Here is a 24,423-nt window from a genome sequence, read left to right as displayed (position 1 = left end):
CCGATCTTTGCGATATTGCTATGAAAGCGTCATAGCAATGGCCTGCGCTTTTCTGTGGCTACCAATGTGAAACGGGAACAGACCCTAGGGCATAAGGTTCAAAAAGCGCTTTCTCGGACATTTCGTTCAATTTCCGCAGTGGGGATTGCGCTTATGATTACGATCAAAATCTAAAATGTCAACGCTTTGATGTTGGTCGACATCAAAGTGCGGGGCGCCAGCGCTCGGGTTTTACGGGGCGATCAGGCTGAGGGAGGGCAAATGGCAGGCACGCCCAGGCCGCCTGCGCTCTGGCGGGAGCGCGGCTGCAGTGATGTTCGGGCAGCGGAGGGCGTTTGGCGGGTTATGGCGTCAGCAAAAAAACAGACATCGGCTGGAGTACCGACTCGGCTGAGACCACCGATGGCTCTGCCGTCTTTCTGTCGATCGCCAAGGATGCGAAACCGTGTGCAGTGCTCCAGGCAAGAAACGTGCGCTGTTCAAGCAATGCTGGCTCAGGTTCGCTGCCGTGTTTCGCTATCCAGGCCGTGCGCAGCGACTGGCGCAGCAGTTGCAGCGTGGCCTCGCCCGAGCTGACGAGTCTGGGCAGCGCGCGGTTGACGCCTGCCATGCCAAACATCAGCCGGAAGTGCTGAGGGTGTTTTTGGGCGAAGTTCACATAGCCCATTCCGCAGCCCAGGACGGGATTGCCCAGCTCAAGCTGCGCGGCCTGAATGGCATCGACCATGCGCTCATAGCCATCGGCCACGACCTCTGCCAGCAGGTTTTCCAGGGAGCCGAAATGGTGAGCAGGCGCAGCATGGGAAACATTCGCACGTCTGGCGCATTCCCTTAGCGAGACGCTACGCACGCCAGCTTCCCCCACAATGTCCCATGCCGCCTGGCGCAGAACGGCAGGCAGATTGCCGTGGTGGTAGGTTCGCGGGGTGTCTGAGGACGGCATACAAAGCTCCCAGTCATGAAATAAAAGTTATACGCCCATCGGAACAGCCTATCTTGTCAGTGACAAGATAGGCTGTTTTAATGACGCCAGATCTTGTGGCTGACGCGGAAAATACCGATGAGTAAATTCACCAACACGCTTCGACTGATCACACTGCGTGGCACCTTCACGCTGGCCAGCCGCATTCTACCGGGCATTACCGGAAGATACCTTGCCCGACGTTTCGTGAAACCTCAGGCCGCCGGACGTGCCAGGGCTGCAGCTATTCTGAACACATCGAAGGATGTGCAAACCGGCATGCTGGAGCTGGACGGTATAAAAATATCCACTTATGTATGGGGCGACCCGGCGCATCAACCCTACGTGTTGTTTTCGCATGGGTGGTCAAGTTACGCGATGCGTTTTGCCGAGTGGGTGCCTTTACTGCAATCGATGGGTTACGCAGTGGTGGGTTTTGATCAGCCGGCCCACGGTTTGAGTGGCGGTAACATCAGCCACATGACGCAATTTGTGAAAGTACTTCGGCACGTTGGCCGCCACTTTGGAAAACCCGCGGCCGTGATTGGCCACTCGATGGGCGCCTCAGCCACTGTATTCGCCCAGGAAGAACAATGGCGTCCCGAGCGCTTTGTGTTGATTGCACCGTTTCTGGTGGCCGCAGAGGGTGTATTCAAACAGTTCGACAGCGTGGGTATTGCACACAAAGTTTTCGTCCCATTTGAAGCGTATGTGCATTCGCTGGCGGGCGAGCGCTTTGCGGACTACGACGCTTCGCTTCGACTGCCGTTATTCGATCGCCCTGCGCTGATTATTCACGACCGCCGTGATCGTGAAATTCCATGGGAAAAGGGCGCTCGTTTTGCAAAGCTCTGGCCGGGCGCGCGCCTCTTCACAACGGATGGGCTGGGCCATAATCGGTTGATCGATCACCCGTCGGTGATTGACGAAGTAATGAAGTTTCTGGCGCCGGATAACCAATCGGCAACGCCGGATGCACCTGAGCGTTAATGTTTTTAGGGTGTTTCCAAGAGGGGATTAACGCAGCGTATAGCCCAAGCTTGCCTACAGGATGTAGATCGTTACTGGGCGTCATTGCGCCTCTAACCTCTCATACCACTGCGCATACGGCGTGTTCTTCACCTTGCGCCGGTTGAAATCCTCGGCACCGTCTGTCCACCAGACCTCCCCGCGCTCCCCCAGTGCGACCTTGGCCTTGTTGACGCCGGCGCGAGCTGTCTTCAATGCCGCATCATCTGCGCCAGCCTTGGCATTCTTGACCGCGCGCCGCGCAGCCATCAGTTCGTCAACCAACTGCTGACGAACGTCTTCGCTCAAAGAAGGATTGGAGCAGCGCCAGAGCTGTTCCTTGACCACAAAATAGCGACCGTCCGGCGTGGTCGGATTCACCCTACTGATAACCCCGGGCAACGGCTTCAGCGCCAATCAGCCCAGTGACTCGTCCGGCGAGCACGTCAAGCCCGAATGGCTTGGTCAGCACTTGCGTGCAGGGCCGCAGGTGGCAGTCGTCCAGCACGGAGCTTTTTGCGTAGCCGGTGATGAACAATGTCGGCAGACCGGGTCGGCAATCGCCTGCGGCATCGGCCATTTCGCGGCCATTCATGCCGCCCGGCAGCCCTATGTCGCTGATCAGCAGGTCGATGCGGGCGTCGGATTGCAGAATCTGCAACCCGGACTGAGCATCGGCTGCTTCCAGGCAGTTGAAGCCCAGCCCGGTAATCACTTCGGCAACCAGCATCCGTACGGAGGGTTCGTCATCGACGATCAGTACGGTTTCGCCGGTGTGATGCGCTGGCTCTTCGACGACTTCAGGTTCGGCCGCGCGTGGAGTGCTTTCGGAGGTATGGCGCGGCAGATGCATCACCACGCTGGTGCCCTGGCCTTCAACCGATTCAACCCGGATCTGCCCGCCGGACTGGCGCACAAAACCATACACCATCGACAGCCCCAGGCCAGTACCGGCACCAATGGGTTTGGTGGTGAAAAACGGCTCGAAGGCCTTGGTGACGATCGCCGGGCTCATGCCACTGCCGGTGTCGGTAATACGGATGCTCAAGTGTTCGCCGGCAGGAATACCGTGGTCCGGGTCGTTACACTCGGCGAGCGAAGCATTTGCGGTTTCAATGATGATGTGCCCGCCATTGGGCATCGCATCACGGGCATTCAGGCACAGGTTCAGCAGCGAGCTTTCAAGTTGGGCATGGTCGATCAATGCTGGCCACAGATCATTCTGGGCGACCACTTTGATGTCTATTTCCGGGCCGACCGTGCGCGCGATCATTTCTTCCATGTCATGAATCAGTACGTTTACGTCGGTCACTCTCGGCGACAGGGTCTGGCGCCTGGAAAAGGCCAGCAGCCGGTGAGTCAGTGACGCCGCGCGACGTACCGCGCCCTGTGCGACTGACACATAACGGTCCACGTCACTGACGCGTCCCTGATCCAGTCGTTTGGTAATCAGTTCCAGGCTGCCCGAGATACCGGCCAACAGGTTGTTGAAGTCATGTGCGATGCCCCCCGTCAATTGCCCGACGGCGTCCATTTTCTGCGAATGGCGCAGGGCATCCTCAATCTGCTCACGCTCGAAAACGGCCTGCTCGATGCGTTGTTCCAGTGTCTGATTGAGTTCGCTGACCGCTTCTTCGGCTTTCTTACGTGCCGTTACATCGATGGACGAGCCGATCAGGCCGATAACGTCGCCGTTGCGATCGAGCAGCGGTGCCTTGGTGGACAACCATACTGCAGCGGAGCCATCCGCCAGATTGACCTTTTCTTCTATCTGTTCACTGATGCTGTTCTGCATGATCCGCCGATCAGTCTCCATGAGGACGCGCGCCTGTTCCTCATCATCCAGAAACTCCAGATCAGTCTTGCCGATGAAGAATTCCGGCGGTTTGCCAATCAGTTCGGCGGTGCCCCGGTTGGCGACGAGCATTTTGCCTTCCAGATCCTTGGCATATACGACACCGGGGACCGCAGCGGTGAATATTTGCAATAATTCGTTGAGGCGGTCTCGCTCTGCCTCGGCAGTGCGTCGGCTGTCTATGTCGAGCAGCACACCAGGGCTGCGAATCGGCTTGCCCTGAGCATCACGCTCGATCCGGCCACTGGCTTCAACCCAACGATAAACACCGTCGTGATGAAGCACTCGATACTCGCACCGATAGGTCTCGCCGTTGGACAGCGCTTCCTCGATATCCTTGTCGACCCTAAGCGCGTCGTCCGGGTGAATGGACGCGGTCACCAACGCCAGCGGCAACCCTTTGGCGCACAGCTTGGGGCACAAACCGAATGTACGGGCAAATCGTTCGTCGCCTGTCAGTTGATCCGCAATGATGTCCCACACCCACGTGCCGGCAACAGCGCCTGAATCCAGGGCAAGTTGCAGCCTTTCAGCCGCTTCATGCGCCGAGGGACGGGGTACTTGAGGGGCAAACGATCTGCCGCCAGAAATATCATTGCTCATTACTATCAACCCACTTGAACGCCTGGTTCACAAAGCATCAGTGTTAGGGCAGCGCCGCGGCCTGAAAGTTGTACAAAATTTATTCTATTTTGCGCGAGCGTCCATCCAGCCGATCAGTGACACCCGATCATTCTATGGTTTTGAACGATGAATGATATTAAATTAATATCATTTCTGTTGTTTGCCGTTGTGTGATCTTCAAGACAGGCGGGGGGTTGCGTCGTAGCGAGCGTCGGATTTGCATGCGGTGACGGCGTAGCGGCGTAGCGGGTGATGCGGGCGGCGGTGATCCGCCCTGGGTCCGCTTGTTGACGGGTGGGGATCGCGTTAAGGCGCCAGCCTGATTCAATCGGCTGGCGCCTGCTGCTGCTGCGTCTAGCTCTGGGCGACGGGTGTCGGCATGTTCGCCGCCTGCACGGGCGACCAGCGGGTCATTGCATAAAACAGCGCACCGCCGAGGATGCAGCCGGTGAACCAGGCGAAATTGGCAATCGGCTTGAACCACTCGATGAAGGTGAAGCACAGGCCGACCAGCGCCGTCAGCAGCAAGGCTTTGACGGCAATCCAGTTGATGCCGTTGGTGTACCAGTAACGGCCGCTCGGCGTGTCGTTGAACAGCGCGTCAACATCGATCTGCTGTTTCTTGATCAGGTAGTAATCCACCAGCAGGATGCCGAACAGCGGCCCGATGCAGGCTGCCAGCACATCCAGTGTGTAGTGGATCACTTCCGGGTTGTTGAACAGGTTCCAGGGCGTGATGAAAATCGACGCCACGGCGGCAATCATGCCGCCCGCGCGCCAGCTGATGCGGCTGGGGGCCACGTTGGCGAAGTCGAAGGCCGGGGAGACGAAGTTGGCGACGATGCCGACGGTGGCGGTCACAAAGGTGAACGCGCCAAGCAGCACTGCCGTGGTGTTGTCGATGCGTGCCACGGTGGCGATAGGGTCATGGATCATTTCGCCGAAGATCGGCAGGGTGCCCGAGACAATCACCACCGTCACCACCGTCACCAGCGAGAACGCCAGAAAATTCACCGGCAGGCCCCAGAAGTTGCCCCGGCGCACGTCCGCCATGCTGCGGCAATAGCGGCTGAAATCGCCGAAATTCAGGGTCGGGCCGGAAAAATACGAAACCACCAGCGCGATGGCCATGACCACCTGACCGAATGCAGCCCAGCCAGACAGTTCTTTTTCCGCCAGGGTAAAGCTGATGTTGTCCCAGCCGGCACGCCAGACGATCCAGCCAGCCAGCGCGAACATCACGGCGTACACGGCAGGGCCGGCCCAGTCGATGAAACGCCTGATCGACTCCATGCCGGTCCAGAACACCGCGGCCTGCACCACCCACAGCGCGAGAAAACCAAACCAGCCAAGCCAGGACAGGCCAAGAAAGGTCACGCTCTGGTAAGCGGCCAGGTCCGGAAAGAAACGCAGCACCACAATCACCAGCGCGCTGGACGCCAGGTAGGTCTGAATGCCATACCAGGCCACAGCGATCAGCCCGCGAATGATGGCCGGGATGTTGGCGCCGAAGACGCCGAAGGCCAGACGGCAGATCACCGGGTAGGGCACGGCGGCTTGCTGGCTGGGTTTGGCGACCAGGTTGGCAATCACCTGAATGATGCAGATGCCGACCAGCAGGGCGATCAGCACCTGCCAACTGGCCAGGCCAAGCGCGAAGAGGCTGGCGGCAAACACGTAACCGCCGACGCTGTGCACGTCGCTCATCCAGAACGCCAGAATGTTGTACCAGGTCCATTTCTGCGGCACAGGCCCCAGGTCGTCGTTGTGCAGGCGCGGGCTGTATCCGGCCGGGCGTTGGTCTGTCATTGCATTACTCCCTAGATGAGTCGTGACGGGATCGGGGTACGATCGATGGTATTTTTGTATACGATCGTGTACGCAAAAGCTGTGCCAGACGATTTTTACCGGTTTTGAAATGAACGCAGCCGTTGCGGGCTGGCCATCTTCGAAGCAAGCGCTGTTGTATCAGGCAAGTTGGCCGTACCAGTGAAGTGCACGTAAACAGGGCGCTTTTGCTCGTTAGCGGTGCGATTTCGTGTATTTTCGAGTACAGGCCTTTTATTGCTGCATTGAAAAAGCACTACTCATCAGGCTCTGCATCGGGCACTATTCTTGTATACGATCTGTACTGCCAATACGATGTGACGCCATGACCCGACCTTCCAGCGCTCCTTTGTTTCTCACACCCGCTGCCGATGAAAAAGGCCGGGACGAACAGATTTATCAACATGTACTGGAAGCCATCGTCGAGCACCGGCTGGCACCTGGCACGCGGTTGCCGGAAGACGCGCTGGCCGAGGTCTTCGAGATCAGCCGAACCGGCATTCGCAAGGTCTTGCAACGGCTGGCGCTGGAGCGGCTGGTGACCTTGCGTCCCAAGCGCGGCGCTGAAGTGGCGCAGCCCTCGGCGCAGGAAGCGCAGGATGTATTGGGTGCCCGGCAATTGATCGAACCAGCGCTGATGGCGGATATCGCAGCACGGGTCAGTGGCCAGCGTCTTGAGACACTGCGTGCGCTCTGTGATCAGGAGCACGAGGCGCAACATGCTGGCCGGCACAGCGAAGCCATTCAGTTGTCGGCACGTTTTCATGTGCAACTGTGCGCGCTGGCGGGCAATCAGGTGTTGACCGAGCAGGTCGCGCAGCTCACCACGCGCTCTTCGTTGATCGTCGCGGTGTATGGCTCGCGGCGCAGCGTTGGCTGTGATTGCGGCGATCATGTGGACTTGTTGGCGCTGCTCGAAGCCGGGCAGGGCGAGCCGGCGCGTGAATGGATGGCTGAGCACTTGCGGCGTATTCGCGCCAGTCTGAATGTGGACGAACCGGTCAGCGAAACAGTGGATTTTCATAGCATTTTCAAGCAGCGCTGAAGGAGTTCCGGTGCGTATTCAAGTGATCAACCCCAATACCAGCGAAGCCATGACCCACAAGATCGGCTTGGCGGCGCAAGCCGTGGCGCGTTCTGGCACACAGATTATCGCCTGCAGCCCGGCCGATGGTCCGGTGTCCATCGAAGGGCACTTTGACGAGGCCATCGCCACCCTTGGCGTGCTGGAAGAAGTGCGCAAGGGCCGCGAGCAACAGGTCGATGCGCACATCATCGCCTGCTTTGGCGACCCCGGCCTGCTGGCTGCGCGTGAATACGCCAGTGCACCGGTCATCGGCATCGCTGAAGCGGCTTTTCACATGGCCAGTCTGATTTCCACCCGTTTTGCGGTCGTCACCACGCTGACCCGGACACGAATCATCGCCGAACACTTGTTGCAGCGTTATGGCTTTAGCGAACTGTGTACGTCGGTGCGCTGTATTGACCTGCCGGTGCTGGCACTGGAAGAAAGCGGGCCGGAGCTGATCGAACTGATGGCCGAACAGGCACGCATCGCCCGCGATCAGGAGGGGGCTGGAGCGATCGTGCTCGGTTGTGGCGGCATGGCGGATCTGGCCAGACAGTTGAGCGAAGCGATTGGCCTACCGGTGATTGACGGTGTGGCGGCGGCGGTGAAACTGGCCGAATCACTGGTGGAACTGGGGCTGAGTACCAGCAAGCATGGCGACCTGGCTGATCCGATAGGCAAACCGTTCAAAGGGCGATTTGCCTACCTGAGCCGGTAATATGCGTCCAGAAATGCGCTAACCGGGTAACGCTCCGCGTCACAAAGATCGGACGCAGAGCGTCCAGACCTGCATTCCCACGCTGGAGCGTAGGGAACGATATCCCCAGGGCCATCGCTCCTGCGCTGGAGCGTAGGGCAACGATATCCAAGGGGCTATCGCTCCCACGCTCTGCGTGGTAGCGCACTTCTGGACGCTCCGCGTCCGATCTTGAGAGGGCGACGCAGCGCCGTGCATGCACCTCACATCGCCGGCACGACACCTCCAACCAGCGCTTCGGTTTCCGTGTCAGGCACGAAAATCGTGCTGTCACCCGGCATCAGAATGACCTTGCGGCAGTCTTCTTCCTTCTTGTCGAACAGCTTGTAGCCCTTTGCTGCATCTTCCAGTGACATGCGATGGCTGATGATGGCTTCAGGCGCGAGCCGGCCCGCTTCGATGTGCTCGAGCAATTCAGGCATGAAGCGGTGCACATGCGTCTGGCCCATTTTGAAGGTCAGGCCCTTGTCGAAGGCATCGCCGAACATGAAGCCGTGGATGAACCCCGCATAAACGCCCGGCACACTGACCACGCCGCCGCGCCTGACCGCAGCGATGCACTGACGTAAGGCCTTGCCGCTGCTGCCCTCCAGTTTCAAGGTCGCCAGAATGGTTTCCGTCGTGCTGCCTTTGGCCTCGAAGCCCACCGCATCCACCACGCCATCGACGCCACGCATGCCGGGCGTCTGGCGGATGATGGTGTCGGCCGGGTCATCGTCGTCATCGAAATTGATCGGGATCACACCGTAGGTTTTCTGCGCGTAGGCCAGGCGATACGCGTGGTGATCGACCATGAAAATACGTTCGGCACCGAGCATTTTTGCGCACGCCGCGCTCATCAGTCCCACCGGGCCAGCACCATAGATAGCAACGCTCGATCCCGGACCGATACCGGCGTTGGTGACCGCCTGCCAGGCCGTCGGCAGAATGTCGGAGAGAAACAGCACTTTCTCGTCAGCCAGGGTGCCCGGCACCTTGAACGGGCCGACGTTGGCCTTGGGCACGCGCACGTATTCAGCCTGACCGCCAGGAATGCCCCCATACAGGTGGCTGAAGCCGAACAGCGCCGCGCCTGGCGGAATGGACTTCTTGTTCATGATTGCGCCGCGCCCGGTGTTGGTGGTCTCGCAGGCGGCGAACAAGTCTATGTTGCAGAAAAAACAGCTGCCGCAGGCGATGACGAAAGGGATCACCACGCGATCACCTTTTTGCACAGCGGTCACTGCCGACCCGGTTTCCTCAACGATACCCATGAACTCATGGCCGAAAATATCGCCATGCTCGACCGTCGGAATCTTGCCACGGTACAGGTGCAGGTCGGAGCCGCAGATCGCTGTGGCGGTGACTCTCAGGATGATATCGTCGGCTTTTTGTAGTTCCGGGTCTGGCACGCTGTCGACCTTGACACTGTGGGCGCCGTGGTAAGTCAGAGCTCTCATGATTAATCCTCAATCGCACCAGACGATCTGATCCGTTACTAAAGAGGAACCACGAGACTTTTGATGGTTCAGCACGATTAGCCGAAGCGGGACTAACGGCGTCGTCAGCTGCGAAATGCCGTCATGTCCTGCAACAGCATGCCCATCAGGCGATTGGCGCCGACGCTGAGCTGGCGGCCCAGGCGGCCCAGGCGGCTGATCAGGTGGGTCTGTGGGCTGCTGAAGACTTCATTCTGCAGCGGCAGCGCGCGCAATTTACCGGCCTTTATTTCTTCCTCCACAACGAAGGTCGGCAGCAGCGTGACGCCGCCCTGCACGGCGAAATGCTTGAGCATGGCGAACGTGCTGCAGGTCAGCGTCGGCTGCACCGTGATGCCCAGTTGATGCTCGGCTTGCAGAAGAATCTGGCGAATGCCGTAAGACACGGCAGGCAGCGCGACACGGTAATGTTCAAGCGCCTGCAGCGCTATGGGGTGTTGTTCCTGGGCCAGCGGATGATCGGGCGCAGTGATGACGCACACCGGCTTGCGCTGATGCGCGTGAGAGCGGATCTTCGGGTCGGCGGCGGGGTTGAAGACCAGGCCGATGTGCGCCTCATCCTCCACCACCTGACGAATCACTTCGTTGCTGCCGCAGACGTTCACGATCAGCTCGATTCGCGGGTACAGCTCGGAAAACCTGGCCAGCGGTTGCGCCAGACTTTCAAGAAAGCCTTCCCCAGACACCAGTGTTACCGAGCCGCTGTGCAGGCCTTTAAGCGCCTGAATCGAATCCAGCAGCACTTCCTGCTGAGTCAGCCGCTGGCGGTAATAGGCCAGCACCTTGTCACCTGCTTCAGTGGGCTTGACCCCACGGCGATGGCGCTCCAGCAGCGGCGAGCCGAGTTCCTGTTCCAGCTGGGCGATCTGCCGGCTCACCGCAGACGGCACTACGTTTAGATAGTCAGCCGCCGCCCGGACGCTGCCCAGTCGCACCGCTTCGAAGAAATACAGAATGCGTCGATCCTGAACGAGGCTCATGGGGTTTCCTGTGTTGCGCTAAAGGCAACATAAATTCGATTTTTGGATTATTGCTGAGAGGGGAGAGCGCTGTCCATACTCGGTTCATCAGCAAATCGCAGCCTTCACACGGCTGCCGGCATCCTTCCTGAACGCATACAAAACTAATCGAGATGCAGACATGACGTTGAAAACAGGTGTGATCGGATTGGGCAACATGGGCGGTGGCATGGCCGCGACGCTTGCAAGCAAGGGCTTTGATGTCAGCGGCTTCGACCTGTCGTCGGCTGCGCTGGCCCAGGCCGAGAGCAAAGGCGTCAAACCGGTTGCCGAGCGCAAGCAACTGATTCAGAGCGTGGACATCCTGATCCTGTCGCTGCCCAAGGCCGAGCATGTTGAGTCGGTGTGTCTGGGGGCAGGCGGTATCAGCGAATTCGGTCGCGAGGGGCTGATCGTGGTCGATACCACCACCTCGACGCCGGAAATGAGCCGCAAGGTGGCCGCCGAACTGGCGAAAACCGGCATCGCGTTTATCGACGCGCCGGTCTCGGGTGGCCCGAAGGGTGCTGCCACCGGCACCATGTCGATGGTCATCGGTGCTGAAGATGCCGACCTTGCCCGCGCCATGCCGGTGCTGGAAGGCATGAGCGGCACGCGGGTGCACGTCGGGCAATGCGGCGCGGGCAACGTGGCCAAGATCGCCAACAACATGCTTGCCGCCTGCCACCTGATCAGCACCGCCGAGGCCGTAGCGATGGCAGCGCGCGCGGGCGTCGACCCGGAAAAACTCCTGCAAGGTCTCAACGCGGGCTCCGGCCGCAGCGGTGCCACGCAAGTGATGTTCCCCACCTGGGTTCTCAACAAGGCCTATGACTCGGGCTTCACCATGGGCCTGATGCGCAAGGACGTGGGTCTTGCCAGCGACCTGGCGGACAGCCTCGACATGGACCTGCCGCTGTCGCGCGTGGTTGCGCAGTTGTGGCAAGCCAGCAGCGAGACCCTGGCGGACAACGAAGACTTCTGCGCCATCGTGCAACGCACCGATGCCGCCCTTTACGGTCACGGAGAATAACTGATGAGCACTGCAAATATCCTCGAACTGATGCGCCCTTACTGGGGCGATCGCAGTGTCATCGCCAGCTACGTCGGCGGTGCTTTCATCGAAGGCCACGGCGCGCCGGTTGAAGTGCGCAATGCCCACGATGACAGCCTGCTGTTGAGCTTTCCGGATGCCGATGAGTCGCTGGTCGAAGTGGCCGACAAGGCTGCCAAAATGGCGCAGCAACAGTGGTGGGCACTGACTGGCCAGGCGCGTGGGCGTGCCATGTATCAGGTGGGCAATCTGATTCGTGAAGAGCAGGAAAACCTCGCGCAGATCGAGTCCCTGACCGCCAATAAGCCGATCCGTGATGCTCGCGTCGAAGTGCTCAAAGTCGCCGAGATGTTCGAGTATTGCGCCGGTTGGGCAGACAAGCTGCACGGCGAGGTTATTCCGGTGCCGACCACGCACCTCAACTACGTCACCTACGAACCGCTGGGCACGGTGTTGCAGATCACGCCGTGGAACGCGCCGATTTTCACCTGCGGCTGGCAGATTGCCCCAGCCATTGCGGCGGGTAATGCAGTCATCCTCAAACCGTCGGAACTGACGCCGCTCAGCTCGCTGGTGGTCGGCGTGCTGATCGAGCGCGCGGGCGTGCCCAAAGGGCTGGTCAACGTGATTGCCGGTTTCGGCCATTCCATCGGTCAGGCGTTCATTGCCAGGGCCGATATCCGCAAAGTGGTGTTCGTCGGTTCGCCAGCGACCGGTCGGCACATTGCCGTGGCAGCGGCGCAGCGCTGTATTCCGGCGGTGCTGGAGCTGGGCGGCAAGTCAGCCAATATCGTGTTCGACGACGCTGATCTGGAGGTCGCCTTGCGCGGCGCTCAGGCGGCGATTTTCTCCGGTGCCGGGCAAAGCTGTGTCTCGGGTTCGCGTTTGCTGGTGCAGGAATCGATCTTCGAGAAATTCACCAACGCACTGGCCGTGGCCGCGACGCAATTCAAGGTCGGCGATCCCGGCGACCCGCGAACCCAGATTGGCCCGATCAACAACGCCAAGCAGTACAACCATGTGAAAAGCATGGTCGAACGCGCGCTGAAAGACGGTGCAAAACTGATTGGCGAGCAGGCTGATCCGATCCCGGACAGACCGGGTTACTACATCAACCCGACCGTGCTGGCAGGCACCAACGAGCTGCATTGCGCGCAGGAAGAAATCTTCGGCCCGGTGGTGGTGGCGATTCCGTTCAAGGACGAAGAAGACGCGATCCGCATTGCCAACGACAGCCGCTTCGGCCTGGCCGGCGGCGTCTGGACCCGCGACGTCGGCCGCGCTCATCGCGTCGCCAAACAGGTGCGGGCCGGGACGTTCTGGGTCAATGGTTACAAGACTATTCACGTCAGTTCGCCGTTCGGCGGCTATGGTGAAAGCGGTTATGGCCGCTCTTCCGGTCTGGATGCGCTGCGCGAGTACAGCGAAGTGAAAAGCGTCTGGGTTGAAACCGCCGCCAAGCCGGCCGCCAGTTTTGGCTACGGCGCGAGCCTGGAGTAAGTAAATGCCTATTTCAAAGACACTGATTGACGAAGCAACCGTCTGGCGCCGCACGATCCACGCTGCGCCGGAGCTGGGTTTTCAAGAGCTGAAGACCTCCGACAAAGTGGCTGAGCTGCTGACCGGTTTTGGCCTTGAGGTGCATCGCGGGCTGGGTGGCACCGGCGTGGTCGGCACCCTGCGCAACGGCGAGGGCCCGACTATCGGCATTCGTGCCGACATGGACGCCTTGCCGATTCAGGAACTGGGCGACAGCCTGCACAAGTCGGCTCACAAGGGCTGTATGCACGCCTGCGGGCACGACGGCCACACGGCGATTCTGCTCGCCACCGCCCGGCACCTGTCGGAAACCCGCCGGTTCGCCGGCACTGTTCACTTTGTCTTTCAGCCTGCCGAGGAAAACCTTGGCGGCGCGCAACGCATGATCGAAGACGGTCTGTTCGAGCGCTTCCCGATGGAAGCCATCTACGGCTTGCACAACTGGCCAGGCGTGCCAGCGGGCAAGGTGGTGATCAATCCCGGGCCGATGATGGCGTCGCTGGACACCTTCGAAATCACCCTGACCGGCAAAGGCAGCCATGCGGCCATGCCGGACAAGGGCAATGACCCTATCGTGGCGGCCGCCGAACTGGTACTCGGGCTGCAAACCATCGTCTCCCGGCGTCTGTCGCCGCTGGATTCCGCGGTGGTCAGCATCACCCAGTTCAATGCCGGCGAGGCTATCAACGTGATCCCGGAAACCGCGGTGTTGCGCGGTACTGTGCGCTGCCTGCAAACGCCGGTGCGCGAAAAGGTTCAGCAACTGATCGGCGAATTCGTCGAGCGTCTGCCTGTAGCGTTCGGGGTGCGTGGCGAACTGGTCTACAACGTCGGCTACCCGGTGACCGAAAACCACCCCGAAGCTGCCGCCACGATTCGCCGTGCAGCGATTGCGGCCGTGGGCGAAGCCAACGTGCAGTGGGGCTGCAACCCCTCCATGGCCTCCGAAGACTTCGCCTTCATGCTGCACGCCTGCCCGGGTGCCTACATATGGATGGGCGTCGATGGCGAAAAACCATCGGCAGCGCTGCACAACCCGTACTACGACTTCAACGACCAGGTGATTGAGCCGGGTGTCGCAGTGTGGACTTCGCTGGTGGAGCAGTGTTTGCCGGTGGGTTGAATGGCTCGTCTGCGCGCTTGATCTTGAGCGCGCAGCGCGTCAAATCTATGTTGCAGCACAACGTCAATCCTTACCCGCATTCACTGCCCATAAACGAAAGCGCTTTTTATCACGATTGTACTGACGACGCAGAGTGCGACGTAAGTGACGGAAACGGAGGCAGGGGGTTTGCCTACTTTGGCCCCATCAAAGTAGGTCGCCGAGGGGCGAAAAGGTGCCTTGAGTCGTAAACAAACATCACTGACCTTGCAGAACCGCAGTGTGACGCGGCGCCACATAGAGGACGCAGAGCGTCCAGAACTGCATGCCGACGCGGAGCATCGGCACGATAGTCAGTTAGATGTGTGCATAACGCTGGCGGTAGGCGGCAAATCAAGGGGCGGTGAGCAATTGCACTTCAATACTGGAAATGTCCGGCAGGCAGGTCAGCAGATGGTCGCGCAACTCCAGTACCCGCTGGCGCTTGAAACTGTCCTGTAACCAGACCAGGTAATAGGCGTCCCCGGTACCAACCGCCGAGTTGAACAGCAAAAACACCTGACCTTCGTTCAGATCATCAGCGACCAGAAACAGATCGCCAATCGACACACCATGCCCCCTGACCGCAGCCGTAATGCCCTGATCGAGCGTGTCGAACACTTTCCCTTTGCTCAACTTCACCTGACCAGCCAGGTCCATCCGGTTAAGCCAGCGCCGCCAGTCGCGACGGTCACTGGACGGGTGAATGAGTTCAGCCGCCTGCAAACGCTCCGTCCCCCACGGCTTATCACCCAAGGTGTCTGCCGAGCAGATCGGAATCAGCCATTCATCGAACAGCTTGCAGGTCTCCACCTCGGCGCCAAAGTTGCCATTACCCAACAGAATCGCGCAGTCGAAGGGCTCCGAGTAGAAGTCCACGCTGTCAAAGTCCATCCACACACTGGAGAGCTGGACCGGCAGGGCGGGCGCGGGTTGTTTGAAGGATTCCAGTGCGTGCAGCAGCCAGCGCATGGTCAGGGTAGACGGTGATTTGAGGCGCAAATTCGCACCCTGACCCCGGAAGGGCTGGCAAGCGTCTTCGATGATCCGGAAGCCGATCTTGAGCTGACTCGACAACCGTCGCCCCTCGTCACTCAACGAAAGCCGTGGGCCATTGCGTTCGAACAATCGGCAGCCGAGGGTTTCTTCCAGCGTACGGATATGGCGGCTGATGGCACTCTGGGTCAGCGACAATTCCTGCGCAGCACGTGTAAATGAGCATGATCGAGCCGCTACTTCAAAGGCTCTCAGCGCGTAAAGAGGCGGGATACGTTCAGTCATGTGATAACTAACCATGATTATTTGTCATAGTAGGTTACACCTTTTTCCATTTTTCCGCGCACGCGCTTGCGGTCAGAATCGCCGGTTCATCCACTGTCGTAAAAATTAAACAATAAGGCGGTGTTCTTATCTGCTGCGTGCGTGAGGGAATATGCTGCCCAAGTCCGAAATGCTGTTGCGTCAATCCGTTGTAAGGCACTTGCTGGAAAGTGACACCGCCCTGGAAATGGGCTGGAGGGTTCAGGCTTACAGGCAATTTGAACAGGTGCTGAGTGACAAGGGTTTCCCTTGCCTGTTTGGACGCCGTGCCAACAAGTCCGGAAGTTGTCTGCTGCTGTTCATCCCCTGTGAACATGAGCAACAAGCGCTTCGTGACGGCATGGAAGAGTACGTGAAGTTCGTCAACGACACGCCCCTTGAAGACCGTCTGTTCAACCCGCTGATTGTCATTTTCGAGAAAAACGATTTCAACAGCCTGGCTGAAGAACAGGCCTACGCGTGGGCCACGTTGCAACATTTGCATGACGGCGACCGATCGCCCTGGCCCGCCAAGGCCTGCACAGACCCTGAGGTGTTCGAATGGACTTATCACTTCGCCGGGCTGCCGATGTTCATCAACATGAGCTTCCCCCGTCACACCGCCATGAAAAGCCGCTCGCTGGGTGGGCACATCGTGTTTGTGGTCAACCCTCGGGAGAACTTTGACGAAGTAGCGAGCGCCGAGACGGAAAGCGGTCGTAAGGTCAGGGAAAAGATTCGTCAGCGCATCGCCGATTACAACAACGGCGTGGTGCCTGACACGCTGGGCTTTTTCGGTGATCGCACCAGCCTGGAGTGGAAGCAATACCAACTGTATGAAGAAGGCGGGCTTTCACTGTCCCGCTGTCCTCTGCACATCAAAGTCGACAAGACTGACCATTTGAATGAGCGTTGAGTACCCATGGATATATCGTTGCTGCTGATCTACATGTTCAGCGTGTTCATGCTGATCATTACGCCGGGCCCGGTGGTGGCGCTGATCGTCAACACCAGCCTGGCGTGCGGGCCCAAACGCGCGATGCTGACGGCGCTGGGCACCAACTGGGCGTCGCTGGTGCTGGTAATGGTCGCGGCTTTGATCCTGACGGGCACGCTGTCGGTGAGCGTCAGCATGCTCAACTGGATCAGTCTGGTCGGCTGTTTCTTTATCGCTTATCTGTCGGTGCAGGCGCTGGAGCAGGCGTTGCGTTATGCCCCGTCGCAGCCCGAAGCAGCGCCGGCGCCGTTACCTGCGCGCAGCCGGCACAGCGGGCTGGTGACCGGTTTTCTGGTGGGGATTTCCAATCCGAAGGACATTATCTTCTTCGTCTCGTTTTTCCCGCAGTTCATCCACGTCACCGAGTCGTTCAAGGGCAGCATTGCCTTGTTGTCGGTGCTGTGGATCATCATTGACCTGTCGATCCTGTTCGCCTACATCTTTCTCATGCGTCAGAAACTGGCCTTGAAGTACAAGCGCAAGATCGAAATCGTTTCCAGCGTGACCTTGCTGCTGATCGCGCTGGGCGGGATTTTCTATTCAGGTTCGACGCTGTTGAATCAGTAAACGCCTGGGCCGATCAGCACTCGATCAGGTTCACCGCCAGCCCGCCGCGTGAGGTTTCCTTGTACTTGTCATGCATGTCCGCACCGGTGTCGCGCATGGTGCGGATGGCGTGGTCCAGCGAGATGTGGTGCTCGCCGTCGCCGCGCAGGGCCATTTGTGCGGCATTGATCGCCTTCACAGCAGCAATCGCATTGCGTTCGATGCAGGGGATTTGCACCAGCCCGCCGACCGGGTCGCAGGTCAACCCCAGGTTATGTTCCAGGCCAATCTCTGCTGCGTTTTCCACTTGCTCGGGGGTCGCACCGAGAATCTCTGCCAGCCCGGCGGCGGCCATTGCGCAGGCCGAGCCGACTTCTCCCTGACAACCCACTTCGGCACCCGAGATCGACGCATTTTTCTTGCACAGAATTCCGACCGCTGCGGCGCTCAGGAAGAAGCGCACCACATCGTCGTCGTTGGCCGTGGGCTTGAACTTCATGAAGTAATGCAGCACCGCCGGCACGATGCCGGCTGCGCCGTTGGTGGGCGCGGTGACCATGCGCCCGCCTGCGGCGTTTTCTTCGTTGACCGCCAGGGCGAACAGGTTGACCCATTCCATGGCGCTCAGGGTCGAGCCGATCACGTTCGGGTTGTCGAGGTTTTGCAGGTTCTGGTGCAGGCGATAAGCGCGACGCCGCACGTTCAAACCGCCCGGCAGAATGCCGGTTTCAAGCAGGCCCTTGTCCACACAGGCGCGCATTGCCGCCCAGATAACCATGATCTTCTCGCGAATTTCTGCCTCGCTGCGCCAGACCTTCTCGTTGGCCATCATCAGTTCGGAAATGCTCATGCCGTGGGTCTTGCACAGTTTCAGCAACTGCGCGCCGCTGAAAAAATCGTAGGGCAGCACAGTGGTGTCATTGTCCAGCACGCCGCTGGCGGCCTGTTCGGCGTCGATCACAAAGCCGCCGCCTACCGAATAGTAGGTTTGCTCGTGCACTTCACCGGTCTTGCCGTAGGCGCACAGGGTCATGCCGTTGGGGTGGTAGGGCAGGCTTTCGTCGAGCAGGCACATGTCCCGCTCCCAGACGAAGGTGATGGCCTGCTCACCCGCCAGCATCAATTGGTTGTCGGCGCGCAAGGCGTCGATGCGTTGGTTGACCTGGCTGGGGTCGATCTGGTCTGGCCATTCGCCCATCAAGCCCATGACGGTCGCACGGTCGCTGCCATGACCGATGCCCGTGGCCGACAGAGAACCGTACAATCGCACCTCGATACGTTCTACGCTATGCAACCGGTTCTGGTTGCGCAGCTCGGTCACGAACAGTGCCCCGGCGCGCATCGGCCCGACGGTATGGGAACTGGACGGCCCGATGCCGATTTTGAACATGTCGAAGACGCTGATGGCCATCACGGAGGTCCTTCAAATGAGATGATGCAGAGGAGTTGCAGACTCCTTCTTTCTGGTCTTCATCTTTGGCTTGGACTGGCAAAACGACAAACGATTGTTGCTATGCAACGCTTTAGCGGAACTCTTCAATGAGCAGAATCTTCAACGCACAGATGCACGCCTGGTTACAGGTCTTTGCCTGTGCGGCCCGACATCTCTCTTTCACCCGTTGTGCGGAGGAGCTGCACGTCACCCCCGGCGCGATCAGCCAGCAGATGCGCCAGCTTGAGGAGCGTCTGGGTTTTGCACTGTTTCATCGGGTCGGGCGCGGGCTGGAGCTGACCGCCGAAGGTCAGCGCCTGGCAGTGGTCGCCAACGAGGTGCAGAGCCGCATCAGTGAAGAGCTGCGCCTGCTGTATTCCGGGCGTATCGGCGGGGTGTTCAAGCTGCGTTGCATTCCGTCATTCCTCAGCAAATGGCTGATGCCGCGCCTGTCGCGCTTGCAGGAAGCGTTTCCGGACATCCAGCTGCGGATCATCGCCGAAGACAGCAGCGGCTCGTTGCGTGACGACGATTTCGATCTGGCCATCGACCTCAATGACGGCAGCTATCCGGGGTTATCGACCACGCCGTTGCTGGAAGAGGAGCTGTTCCCGGTCTGCTCGCCAAGCCTGCTGGTGGGCAAACCGCCACTGGATACGCCCAGCCAGTTGGTGCACTTTCCGTTGTTGCACGACATTACTGCCTGGCGCGGCAGCTATGAATACGCGGAGTGGGAGTTTTACCTGACCGCCATCGGTGCGGATGGCATCGACGTGCGCCGCGGCCACACCTTCAACCGCAATCACCTGACCATCGACGCCGCGCGCATGGGCATGGGCGTGGCCATTGCCCGCAAGGCGCTGATTACCGACGAACTGGAACAAGGCTTGCTGATCGTGCCGTTCGGGCATCCGATCAAGGCCAGGAAAAAATACGTCCTGGCCTATCGCGAAGGTGCGCTCAGCACTCCGGCACGCCGCGCGGTGCATGATTGGCTGGTGGGCGAGGCGCTGGGGTAGTTCGATCCGGCTCATTCAAGCCGGATGACTTAATCAGAATCAGTGAAACATCTCGGCAATCAACACCGCGCCGATGAAGGTGCCGAAGTTGGCCAGGAACGACACCAGCACGATGCGCCAGCCCAGGCGGCGGAAGGCAGGCAGGTCCTTGGCAATCGACAGACCGGCGAAGGTCAGCATCGGCGTGATGACCGCCAGCATGTTGATCGAACTGGTCAGCCGCGCAATCTCGGCGGCCCACGGGCAAGCCGGGGAGGTGAGGAACATCGCCACCAGCGAGACCATGCACACTGCCGGGATCTTGCGGCCGATCAGGCTGCACAGCGCCTCGCCGACAAAGGCACAGAAAATCATGATGCCTATGGCGGTAAAGGCATCCGCTGACAAGGTCTTGTAGCCGACATAGTTGGCAATCAATGCCAGTGCGCCGGCGGCCAGCCATGCGCTGATCTTGCCCGACCAGCCCAGCTCCGGCACGTCCAGCGACACATCGCTGTGGCGTATGCCTTCCTCGCTCATGGACGCTTTGGTGGTGCGGCCGATCAGCGGCTCGAGCACGCGATAGCCCCACACCGCCAGCGGCAGGGAGATAAACAGAGTGAAGTAGGTGCCGATGGTGGTGGTGATCAGGTTGGACGCAGCGGCCAGGGTCATGACTTCCTTGGCGACCTCCGGCGTTTGCTGCGCGGCGATTGCACCTGCGGCGGCGGCCATCATGCTGCCCGAACCGATGCCCGAACCCATCGCCAGCGAGTTGGGGTGGAAAATCCCCAGGCTGGCGATGTAACCGGCGACGATGGCGATAAACAGCGCACCGAACAGCGTGCCGGTCAGGTATTCAGCGAGCACCCCGCGACCTTCCGGGGAGTCCATGCCGTAACGTTCACCGATGATTGCCAGGCTTGGCTCGCGGCCGACCGAGAAGGTCGCGCCAATCGCTTCGCGCTTGATACCGAGCATCAACGCCACCGGCAGGCCCAGGACCACGGTGCCGACAAAGTGACCGAACTCCTGAAACACCAGCGCCCATCCCGAGGCGAACACCACGGGCAGCGAACCGCCGACCACCAGGCCGAGTTTGGCGATGAAAATCAGCAGGGCGGGTTGCAGGATCGAGGCCGCACGCAGCTGGATGCCATGATCGATACCGATACTGCCCGGCAGGCGGCGGCTGGCGATGCCGATCATCGCACCGATCAGCAGCGCCCAGACCATGGGCAGCAACACCACTTTGCCGGGGCCCAGCGGAATACTGATCGCGCCGATCATTTCGGCAATGACGAGGATAACGGCGGCCCAGACATACAGTTTCACCATCGATGAAACGGCCTGATTGTCGCCCGACGCTGCAGCGTGTGAGTTTTGCATGATGATCCCCTTGCCTGCTGAATGGCCTTTTACAGGCCTTATCAATCGTTATTCTGTTTTTCAGGTCGGCGCAGTGACACGCCAGGGCAGCTTTGAAGTCCATGGAGTCATGGAGACCGTTATCCGGTCGAGTATTTTTATGAGGCCTGAACGTGGTTCAGGCCCAGGCTGCTTCGAGCCAATGCCAGCGGATCATCATGTGCGTTATTCGAAGGGATGAACCTTTGAATACAGCACCTTGCTGTCCACTCGCCATCGCAGTATGCATAGCGCAGGGGTGCACACCAATATTGCGAATTTTATTTATCGTTGCTTTAAACAGAACACAGAAAAAGCTGCACGGCCCTTGAAAGTGACTATCGTGCGACGCTCCGCGTCGCATGCCGTTCTGGACGCTCTGCGTCCTCTTTTTGCGACGCAGAGCGTCGCGAACTGTATTCCCACGCTGGAGCGTAGGGAACGATAACCTCAACTATCGTGCGACGCTCCGCGTCGTATGCCGTTCCGGACGCTCCGCGTCCTCTTTTTACGACGCAGAGCGTCGCGAACTGTATTCCCACGCACTCTCACCCGTTATGACTCATTCAGCCCCAGCACCTCGGCGCAGTCTTCCAGCGAGCGCCGCTGGGTGTCGGCGTACAGCGCCAGTTCATTAAGCGTCCCACGGCCCAGCGCCTGTTCAAAATCCTGCCGGTTCGAATTCGCTGCGTAGTGCGCCTGGGCGTTGTCACCCAGGTTGGACTGGAAGATACCTGCCGCGCTGACCGGCAGAAAGTCTTCATACACCAGCGGCTCGAAGCGCACATGACCTGCTTCGACAAGCTGCTCCAGCGTGCCGGATGCACGGGCCGCAACGCCCGTGTCAGTCGGGAAATAGCGAAAATACGCCAGACCCTGCGCACGCATTTCATCATGACTGTCCGGGAATGCCTGAAAGGCCTTCTCCAGCAGCCCCGCATAGCGCACGGCATTGGCCTCGTTGGGAAACTCACCCAGTTCCTCGCGAGCTTCATTCAACAGCCGGTCATACAACTCGCGGCCTTTGGGCGTCAGGGCCGCGCCGCGCTGCTCGATCTCGCCGAAGCGTGCCGAGTGACTGCCCGACTCACTGCCACCCTGACCGATGAAACTGATTGGCTCTTCCAGCGCCTTGAAGCTGGTCTGGCGCAGCAGGATCGGACACTGGCGACGTGGCGGACCTTCAACCACGGCCTTGGGCGGAATGCCCTTGCTGGGCATGCCGCTTTGCACGGCGTCGATATCCAGCGTGCGCGGCGTCAGGTGGTTGATGTGCGGGCCACGAAACGCCACCACATCGGCGATCAGGCGATGCTGGGCATTCAATTGTCGGTACTCGTCGAGCGAGACCGTCGCAGTGTGATGCCAACGAAAGGTCTCCAGCGCCTGCTGAATGAACTCGGCGGCGTCGGGCTCGTTCAATCCGCCGTCTTTCTCATGCTTCTCGATCAACGCCAAGGCGCCGGGCGTGAAGATCGTGCGCTTGGCCAGCACCTGACTGGCGAAGCCGCGCAGGCTGTCGCTCTCGATCAGTTCCAGGCGCAATAGCGAGGTGAACACTCGAAACGGACTGACCTGCAACGCCTGCTCGTGCACAGCGCGAAAGGCAGTCGAGTGAACCGGCACGCCAGCCGCGGTCAGGTCGTAGTAACCGACCGGCTGCATGCCCATCACCGCAAACAGGCGGGCGAGGGTGGCCAGTTCCTGCGCCGTACCCACGCGAATCGCGCCGTGACGCTCCATGTCCAGCCGCTGGATTTCGCCGGTCTGGCGCAAACTGTTCAGCACCTCGCTGTCGCGGCTCATGACCTGCGCGTTGACCTCGCTCACCAGTTCCATCAGCGTGCCGTACAGCGGCACTTCGTGCTGGTACATCTGCGACATGGCGCGGGAGAACCCGGCGCGAATCTGGTCGGGGTCGGCAAAGCGTGCAGTGCTCATCAGGGTGTTTTCTCCGTACGGGGTCAAGCCAGCGCCGCCAGGCAACGCTCGAAAATATCCAGCCCTTCATGCAGCACGTCGGGCTCGATGGTCAGCGGAATCAGCAGCCGGATAATGTGCCGCGACTTGCCACTGGGCATCAACAACAGCCCGGCGTCACGTGCCGAGCCCAGCAGTTCGGCGAGTTGTCGGGTGCCGGGTTTGCCATCCGGCGTGATCAGTTCGATGCCGCGCATGCAGCCCACGCCGGTCAGCCTGCCCAGGTACGGTGACAGGTTGCTCGCCTGCCAGGCGTTGTAGCGCGAGACAATGGCACTTTCCTGCTGTTCGCCCCACGTGGACAGGTTCTCGTCGGTCATCTGCGCCAGCGAGGCGAGGCCCGCGGCACAGCCGATCGGGTTGCCGGAATAGGTGCCGCCCAACCCACCCTTGGGCAGGTTGTCGATCAGCGCCTTGCGACCCACCACCGCACCGAGCGGAATACCCCCGGCAATGCTTTTACCGAGCAGAATCAGGTCGGGTTCGATGCCCAGCCGGGTGAACGCAAAGCGCTGCCCGGTGCGCCCAAAACCGGACTGGATTTCGTCGGCAATCAACACAATATCGTGTTCATCACAGAACGCTCGCAGCGCCTGAGCGAAGTCCGGCTCCATGGCCAGAAAACCACCTTCGCCCTGCACCGGTTCGAAGATGATGCAGGCCACATCGTTGACATCGATTTCGACACTGAACAGCCGCTCCAGCGCCTTGAGCGCCTGTTCGGTGCTCACGCCGTTGTCCTTGCTGGGGAACGGAATGTGGAATACCGGGCCAGGCAGCACACCGACTTTCTGTTTATAGGGCGCGACCTTGCCGTTGAGGTTCAGCGTCGCCAGCGTGCGGCCATGAAAGCCGCCGTCGAAGGCAATCACTGCGCTGCGACCCGTCGCGCCGCGCACGATCTTCAGGGCATTTTCCGCCGCTTCCGCACCGCTGTTGGTAAGCATGCCGCTCAGCGGATAGCTCACCGGCACAAATTGCGTCAGGTGCCGCATGAACTGGATATACGGATCGTGAGGCGTGGCATTGAAGCAGTAATGGGTAAGTTTGGCCGCCTGATCCTGAATGGCTTTGACCACCTGCGGGTTGCAATGCCCCAGGTTGAGCACGCCGATGCCGCCGACGAAGTCGATGTAACGCTTGCCGGTGGTGTCCCATACTTCGGCGTTGCGGCCGTGGGACAGGGTCATGCTGTGGACAAAGGAAATGGATTCGCTGATGTGTTCGCTCATCGGTCTGGCCTTGGCTACAGGTGATCGTACTGGTGGTGATCATGCTGGCCGTATCCAAACAAACATCGGACCTCGCCCGCAAACGAAATAAAATCACCGGGTCATTCCAATAATTCCCAATGTTGCGGCATTTAACGGCTTAAAAAGACAATAGTTCATTCCTAAAAGGAATCATGTTTTTCAAAAACGTCGTTTGTGGACGAGCCGCGTCCGGGTCGATA

The 24,423-nt window shown here is 59.7% G+C and carries 20 protein-coding genes; 9 read left to right on the top strand and 11 right to left on the bottom strand.

Annotated features, from left to right (window positions below; all coding sequences use genetic code 11):
* Window positions 1-343 precede the first annotated feature (343 nt).
* Window positions 344-943, bottom strand: a complete 600-nt coding sequence (locus DW49_RS0101170) for a TetR/AcrR family transcriptional regulator (protein WP_024420474.1) — start codon at window positions 941-943, stop codon at window positions 344-346.
* A gap of 117 nt (window positions 944-1,060) precedes the next feature.
* On the opposite strand from DW49_RS0101170, the gene DW49_RS0101165 reads away from it, so the two are divergent.
* On the top strand, window positions 1,061-1,951 hold the full coding sequence (locus tag DW49_RS0101165; protein WP_005616671.1) for an alpha/beta hydrolase: 891 nt from the start codon (window positions 1,061-1,063) through the stop codon (window positions 1,949-1,951).
* 81 nt (window positions 1,952-2,032) lie between these two features.
* Here DW49_RS0101165 and DW49_RS0101160 read toward each other — a convergent pair whose 3' ends face one another.
* The 3 genes from DW49_RS0101160 to DW49_RS0101150 form a co-directional block, all read right to left on the bottom strand.
* Complete coding sequence (locus DW49_RS0101160; RefSeq protein ID WP_005616672.1) at window positions 2,033-2,350, bottom strand: hypothetical protein; 318 nt, start codon at window positions 2,348-2,350, stop codon at window positions 2,033-2,035.
* A 1-nt stretch (window position 2,351) separates the two neighbouring features.
* Window positions 2,352-4,427 (bottom strand): hybrid sensor histidine kinase/response regulator, encoded by a 2,076-nt coding sequence (locus DW49_RS0101155; protein ID WP_024420475.1) that lies wholly within the window; start codon window positions 4,425-4,427, stop codon window positions 2,352-2,354.
* A 375-nt stretch (window positions 4,428-4,802) separates the two neighbouring features.
* The gene (locus DW49_RS0101150) at window positions 4,803-6,257 is read right to left on the bottom strand and encodes an NCS1 family nucleobase:cation symporter-1 (RefSeq protein ID WP_005616674.1); all 1,455 of its coding nucleotides are present in this window, start codon (window positions 6,255-6,257) and stop codon (window positions 4,803-4,805) included.
* 343 nt (window positions 6,258-6,600) lie between these two features.
* On the opposite strand from DW49_RS0101150, the gene DW49_RS0101145 reads away from it, so the two are divergent.
* Both DW49_RS0101145 and DW49_RS0101140 read left to right on the top strand, forming a co-directional pair.
* The gene (locus tag DW49_RS0101145) at window positions 6,601-7,320 is read left to right on the top strand and encodes a GntR family transcriptional regulator (protein ID WP_005616675.1); all 720 of its coding nucleotides are present in this window, start codon (window positions 6,601-6,603) and stop codon (window positions 7,318-7,320) included.
* 10 nt (window positions 7,321-7,330) lie between these two features.
* Window positions 7,331-8,062 (top strand): aspartate/glutamate racemase family protein, encoded by a 732-nt coding sequence (locus tag DW49_RS0101140; protein WP_003381440.1) that lies wholly within the window; start codon window positions 7,331-7,333, stop codon window positions 8,060-8,062.
* A gap of 242 nt (window positions 8,063-8,304) precedes the next feature.
* Here the strand turns inward: DW49_RS0101140 and DW49_RS0101135 are convergent, their stop codons facing one another.
* Both DW49_RS0101135 and DW49_RS0101130 read right to left on the bottom strand, forming a co-directional pair.
* A complete protein-coding gene (locus DW49_RS0101135; protein ID WP_005616676.1) occupies window positions 8,305-9,540 on the bottom strand; it encodes a zinc-dependent alcohol dehydrogenase in 1,236 nt (411 codons plus the stop codon).
* 104 nt (window positions 9,541-9,644) lie between these two features.
* Window positions 9,645-10,559: a LysR family transcriptional regulator gene (locus DW49_RS0101130; RefSeq protein ID WP_005616677.1), complete on the bottom strand. Its 915-nt coding sequence runs from the start codon at window positions 10,557-10,559 to the stop codon at window positions 9,645-9,647.
* A gap of 160 nt (window positions 10,560-10,719) precedes the next feature.
* Between DW49_RS0101130 and DW49_RS0101125 the strand changes: the two genes are divergently transcribed.
* From DW49_RS0101125 to DW49_RS0101115, 3 genes are read left to right on the top strand one after another with little or no spacing between them, the layout of a single operon-like run.
* Window positions 10,720-11,610 carry an NAD(P)-dependent oxidoreductase gene (locus DW49_RS0101125; protein ID WP_005616679.1) on the top strand — a complete coding sequence of 297 codons (891 nt, stop codon included), beginning with the start codon at window positions 10,720-10,722 and terminating at the stop codon, window positions 11,608-11,610.
* 3 nt (window positions 11,611-11,613) lie between these two features.
* Window positions 11,614-13,131, top strand: coding sequence for an aldehyde dehydrogenase family protein (locus tag DW49_RS0101120; RefSeq protein WP_005616680.1), 1,518 nt, complete (start codon window positions 11,614-11,616; stop codon window positions 13,129-13,131).
* A gap of 4 nt (window positions 13,132-13,135) precedes the next feature.
* Window positions 13,136-14,293 (top strand): M20 aminoacylase family protein, encoded by a 1,158-nt coding sequence (locus tag DW49_RS0101115; RefSeq protein WP_024421073.1) that lies wholly within the window; start codon window positions 13,136-13,138, stop codon window positions 14,291-14,293.
* 372 nt (window positions 14,294-14,665) lie between these two features.
* Here DW49_RS0101115 and DW49_RS0101110 read toward each other — a convergent pair whose 3' ends face one another.
* The gene (locus tag DW49_RS0101110) at window positions 14,666-15,592 is read right to left on the bottom strand and encodes a LysR family transcriptional regulator (protein ID WP_005616682.1); all 927 of its coding nucleotides are present in this window, start codon (window positions 15,590-15,592) and stop codon (window positions 14,666-14,668) included.
* Between the two features lie 151 nt (window positions 15,593-15,743).
* Here DW49_RS0101110 and DW49_RS0101105 point away from each other — a divergent pair, with 151 nt between their 5' ends.
* Both DW49_RS0101105 and DW49_RS0101100 read left to right on the top strand, forming a co-directional pair.
* Window positions 15,744-16,526 (top strand): YqcI/YcgG family protein, encoded by a 783-nt coding sequence (locus DW49_RS0101105; RefSeq protein WP_005616683.1) that lies wholly within the window; start codon window positions 15,744-15,746, stop codon window positions 16,524-16,526.
* Between the two features lie 6 nt (window positions 16,527-16,532).
* Window positions 16,533-17,174, top strand: coding sequence for a LysE family translocator (locus DW49_RS0101100; RefSeq protein WP_005616684.1), 642 nt, complete (start codon window positions 16,533-16,535; stop codon window positions 17,172-17,174).
* Between the two features lie 13 nt (window positions 17,175-17,187).
* Here DW49_RS0101100 and DW49_RS0101095 read toward each other — a convergent pair whose 3' ends face one another.
* A complete protein-coding gene (locus tag DW49_RS0101095; RefSeq protein ID WP_024420942.1) occupies window positions 17,188-18,564 on the bottom strand; it encodes an L-serine ammonia-lyase in 1,377 nt (458 codons plus the stop codon).
* 128 nt (window positions 18,565-18,692) lie between these two features.
* Between DW49_RS0101095 and DW49_RS0101090 the strand changes: the two genes are divergently transcribed.
* Window positions 18,693-19,604, top strand: a complete 912-nt coding sequence (locus DW49_RS0101090; RefSeq protein WP_005616690.1) for a LysR substrate-binding domain-containing protein — start codon at window positions 18,693-18,695, stop codon at window positions 19,602-19,604.
* Between the two features lie 39 nt (window positions 19,605-19,643).
* On the opposite strand, the gene DW49_RS0101085 is transcribed toward DW49_RS0101090, so the two are convergent.
* From DW49_RS0101085 to DW49_RS0101075, 3 genes are all read right to left on the bottom strand, one after another.
* Window positions 19,644-20,972, bottom strand: a complete 1,329-nt coding sequence (locus tag DW49_RS0101085; RefSeq protein WP_005616692.1) for a DUF3100 domain-containing protein — start codon at window positions 20,970-20,972, stop codon at window positions 19,644-19,646.
* Window positions 20,973-21,545: 573 nt separating this feature from the next.
* The gene (hglS, locus tag DW49_RS0101080; RefSeq protein WP_005616693.1) at window positions 21,546-22,931 is read right to left on the bottom strand and encodes a 2-oxoadipate dioxygenase/decarboxylase HglS; all 1,386 of its coding nucleotides are present in this window, start codon (window positions 22,929-22,931) and stop codon (window positions 21,546-21,548) included.
* 23 nt (window positions 22,932-22,954) lie between these two features.
* Window positions 22,955-24,202 carry a 2-aminoadipate transaminase gene (locus DW49_RS0101075; protein WP_005616694.1) on the bottom strand — a complete coding sequence of 416 codons (1,248 nt, stop codon included), beginning with the start codon at window positions 24,200-24,202 and terminating at the stop codon, window positions 22,955-22,957.
* Window positions 24,203-24,423 lie beyond the last annotated feature (221 nt).

It is taken from the genome of Pseudomonas avellanae BPIC 631, assembly GCF_000444135.1.
In the GTDB taxonomy this organism is placed as follows: domain Bacteria; phylum Pseudomonadota; class Gammaproteobacteria; order Pseudomonadales; family Pseudomonadaceae; genus Aquipseudomonas; species Aquipseudomonas avellanae.
This window is presented reverse-complemented; position numbering and strand designations above follow the sequence as displayed.

Bases quoted from the DNA above. Each gene is read 5' to 3' on its own strand.
- DW49_RS0101115 (WP_024421073.1), top strand. From the start codon at position 13,136: ATGCCTATTTCAAAGACACTGATTGACGAAGCAACCGTCTGGCGCCGC.
- DW49_RS0101135 (WP_005616676.1), bottom strand. From the start codon at position 9,540: ATGAGAGCTCTGACTTACCACGGCGCCCACAGTGTCAAGGTCGACAGC.
- DW49_RS0101145 (WP_005616675.1), top strand. From the start codon at position 6,601: ATGACCCGACCTTCCAGCGCTCCTTTGTTTCTCACACCCGCTGCCGAT.
- DW49_RS0101130 (WP_005616677.1), bottom strand. From the start codon at position 10,559: ATGAGCCTCGTTCAGGATCGACGCATTCTGTATTTCTTCGAAGCGGTG.
- DW49_RS0101090 (WP_005616690.1), top strand. From the start codon at position 18,693: ATGAGCAGAATCTTCAACGCACAGATGCACGCCTGGTTACAGGTCTTT.
- DW49_RS0101150 (WP_005616674.1), bottom strand. From the start codon at position 6,257: ATGACAGACCAACGCCCGGCCGGATACAGCCCGCGCCTGCACAACGAC.
- DW49_RS0101110 (WP_005616682.1), bottom strand. From the start codon at position 15,592: ATGACTGAACGTATCCCGCCTCTTTACGCGCTGAGAGCCTTTGAAGTA.
- DW49_RS0101125 (WP_005616679.1), top strand. From the start codon at position 10,720: ATGACGTTGAAAACAGGTGTGATCGGATTGGGCAACATGGGCGGTGGC.
- DW49_RS0101100 (WP_005616684.1), top strand. From the start codon at position 16,533: ATGGATATATCGTTGCTGCTGATCTACATGTTCAGCGTGTTCATGCTG.
- DW49_RS0101085 (WP_005616692.1), bottom strand. From the start codon at position 20,972: ATGCAAAACTCACACGCTGCAGCGTCGGGCGACAATCAGGCCGTTTCA.
- DW49_RS0101095 (WP_024420942.1), bottom strand. From the start codon at position 18,564: ATGGCCATCAGCGTCTTCGACATGTTCAAAATCGGCATCGGGCCGTCC.
- hglS (WP_005616693.1), bottom strand. From the start codon at position 22,931: ATGAGCACTGCACGCTTTGCCGACCCCGACCAGATTCGCGCCGGGTTC.
- DW49_RS0101165 (WP_005616671.1), top strand. From the start codon at position 1,061: ATGAGTAAATTCACCAACACGCTTCGACTGATCACACTGCGTGGCACC.
- DW49_RS0101155 (WP_024420475.1), bottom strand. From the start codon at position 4,427: ATGAGCAATGATATTTCTGGCGGCAGATCGTTTGCCCCTCAAGTACCC.
- DW49_RS0101075 (WP_005616694.1), bottom strand. From the start codon at position 24,202: ATGAGCGAACACATCAGCGAATCCATTTCCTTTGTCCACAGCATGACC.
- DW49_RS0101105 (WP_005616683.1), top strand. From the start codon at position 15,744: ATGCTGCCCAAGTCCGAAATGCTGTTGCGTCAATCCGTTGTAAGGCAC.
- DW49_RS0101120 (WP_005616680.1), top strand. From the start codon at position 11,614: ATGAGCACTGCAAATATCCTCGAACTGATGCGCCCTTACTGGGGCGAT.
- DW49_RS0101170 (WP_024420474.1), bottom strand. From the start codon at position 943: ATGCCGTCCTCAGACACCCCGCGAACCTACCACCACGGCAATCTGCCT.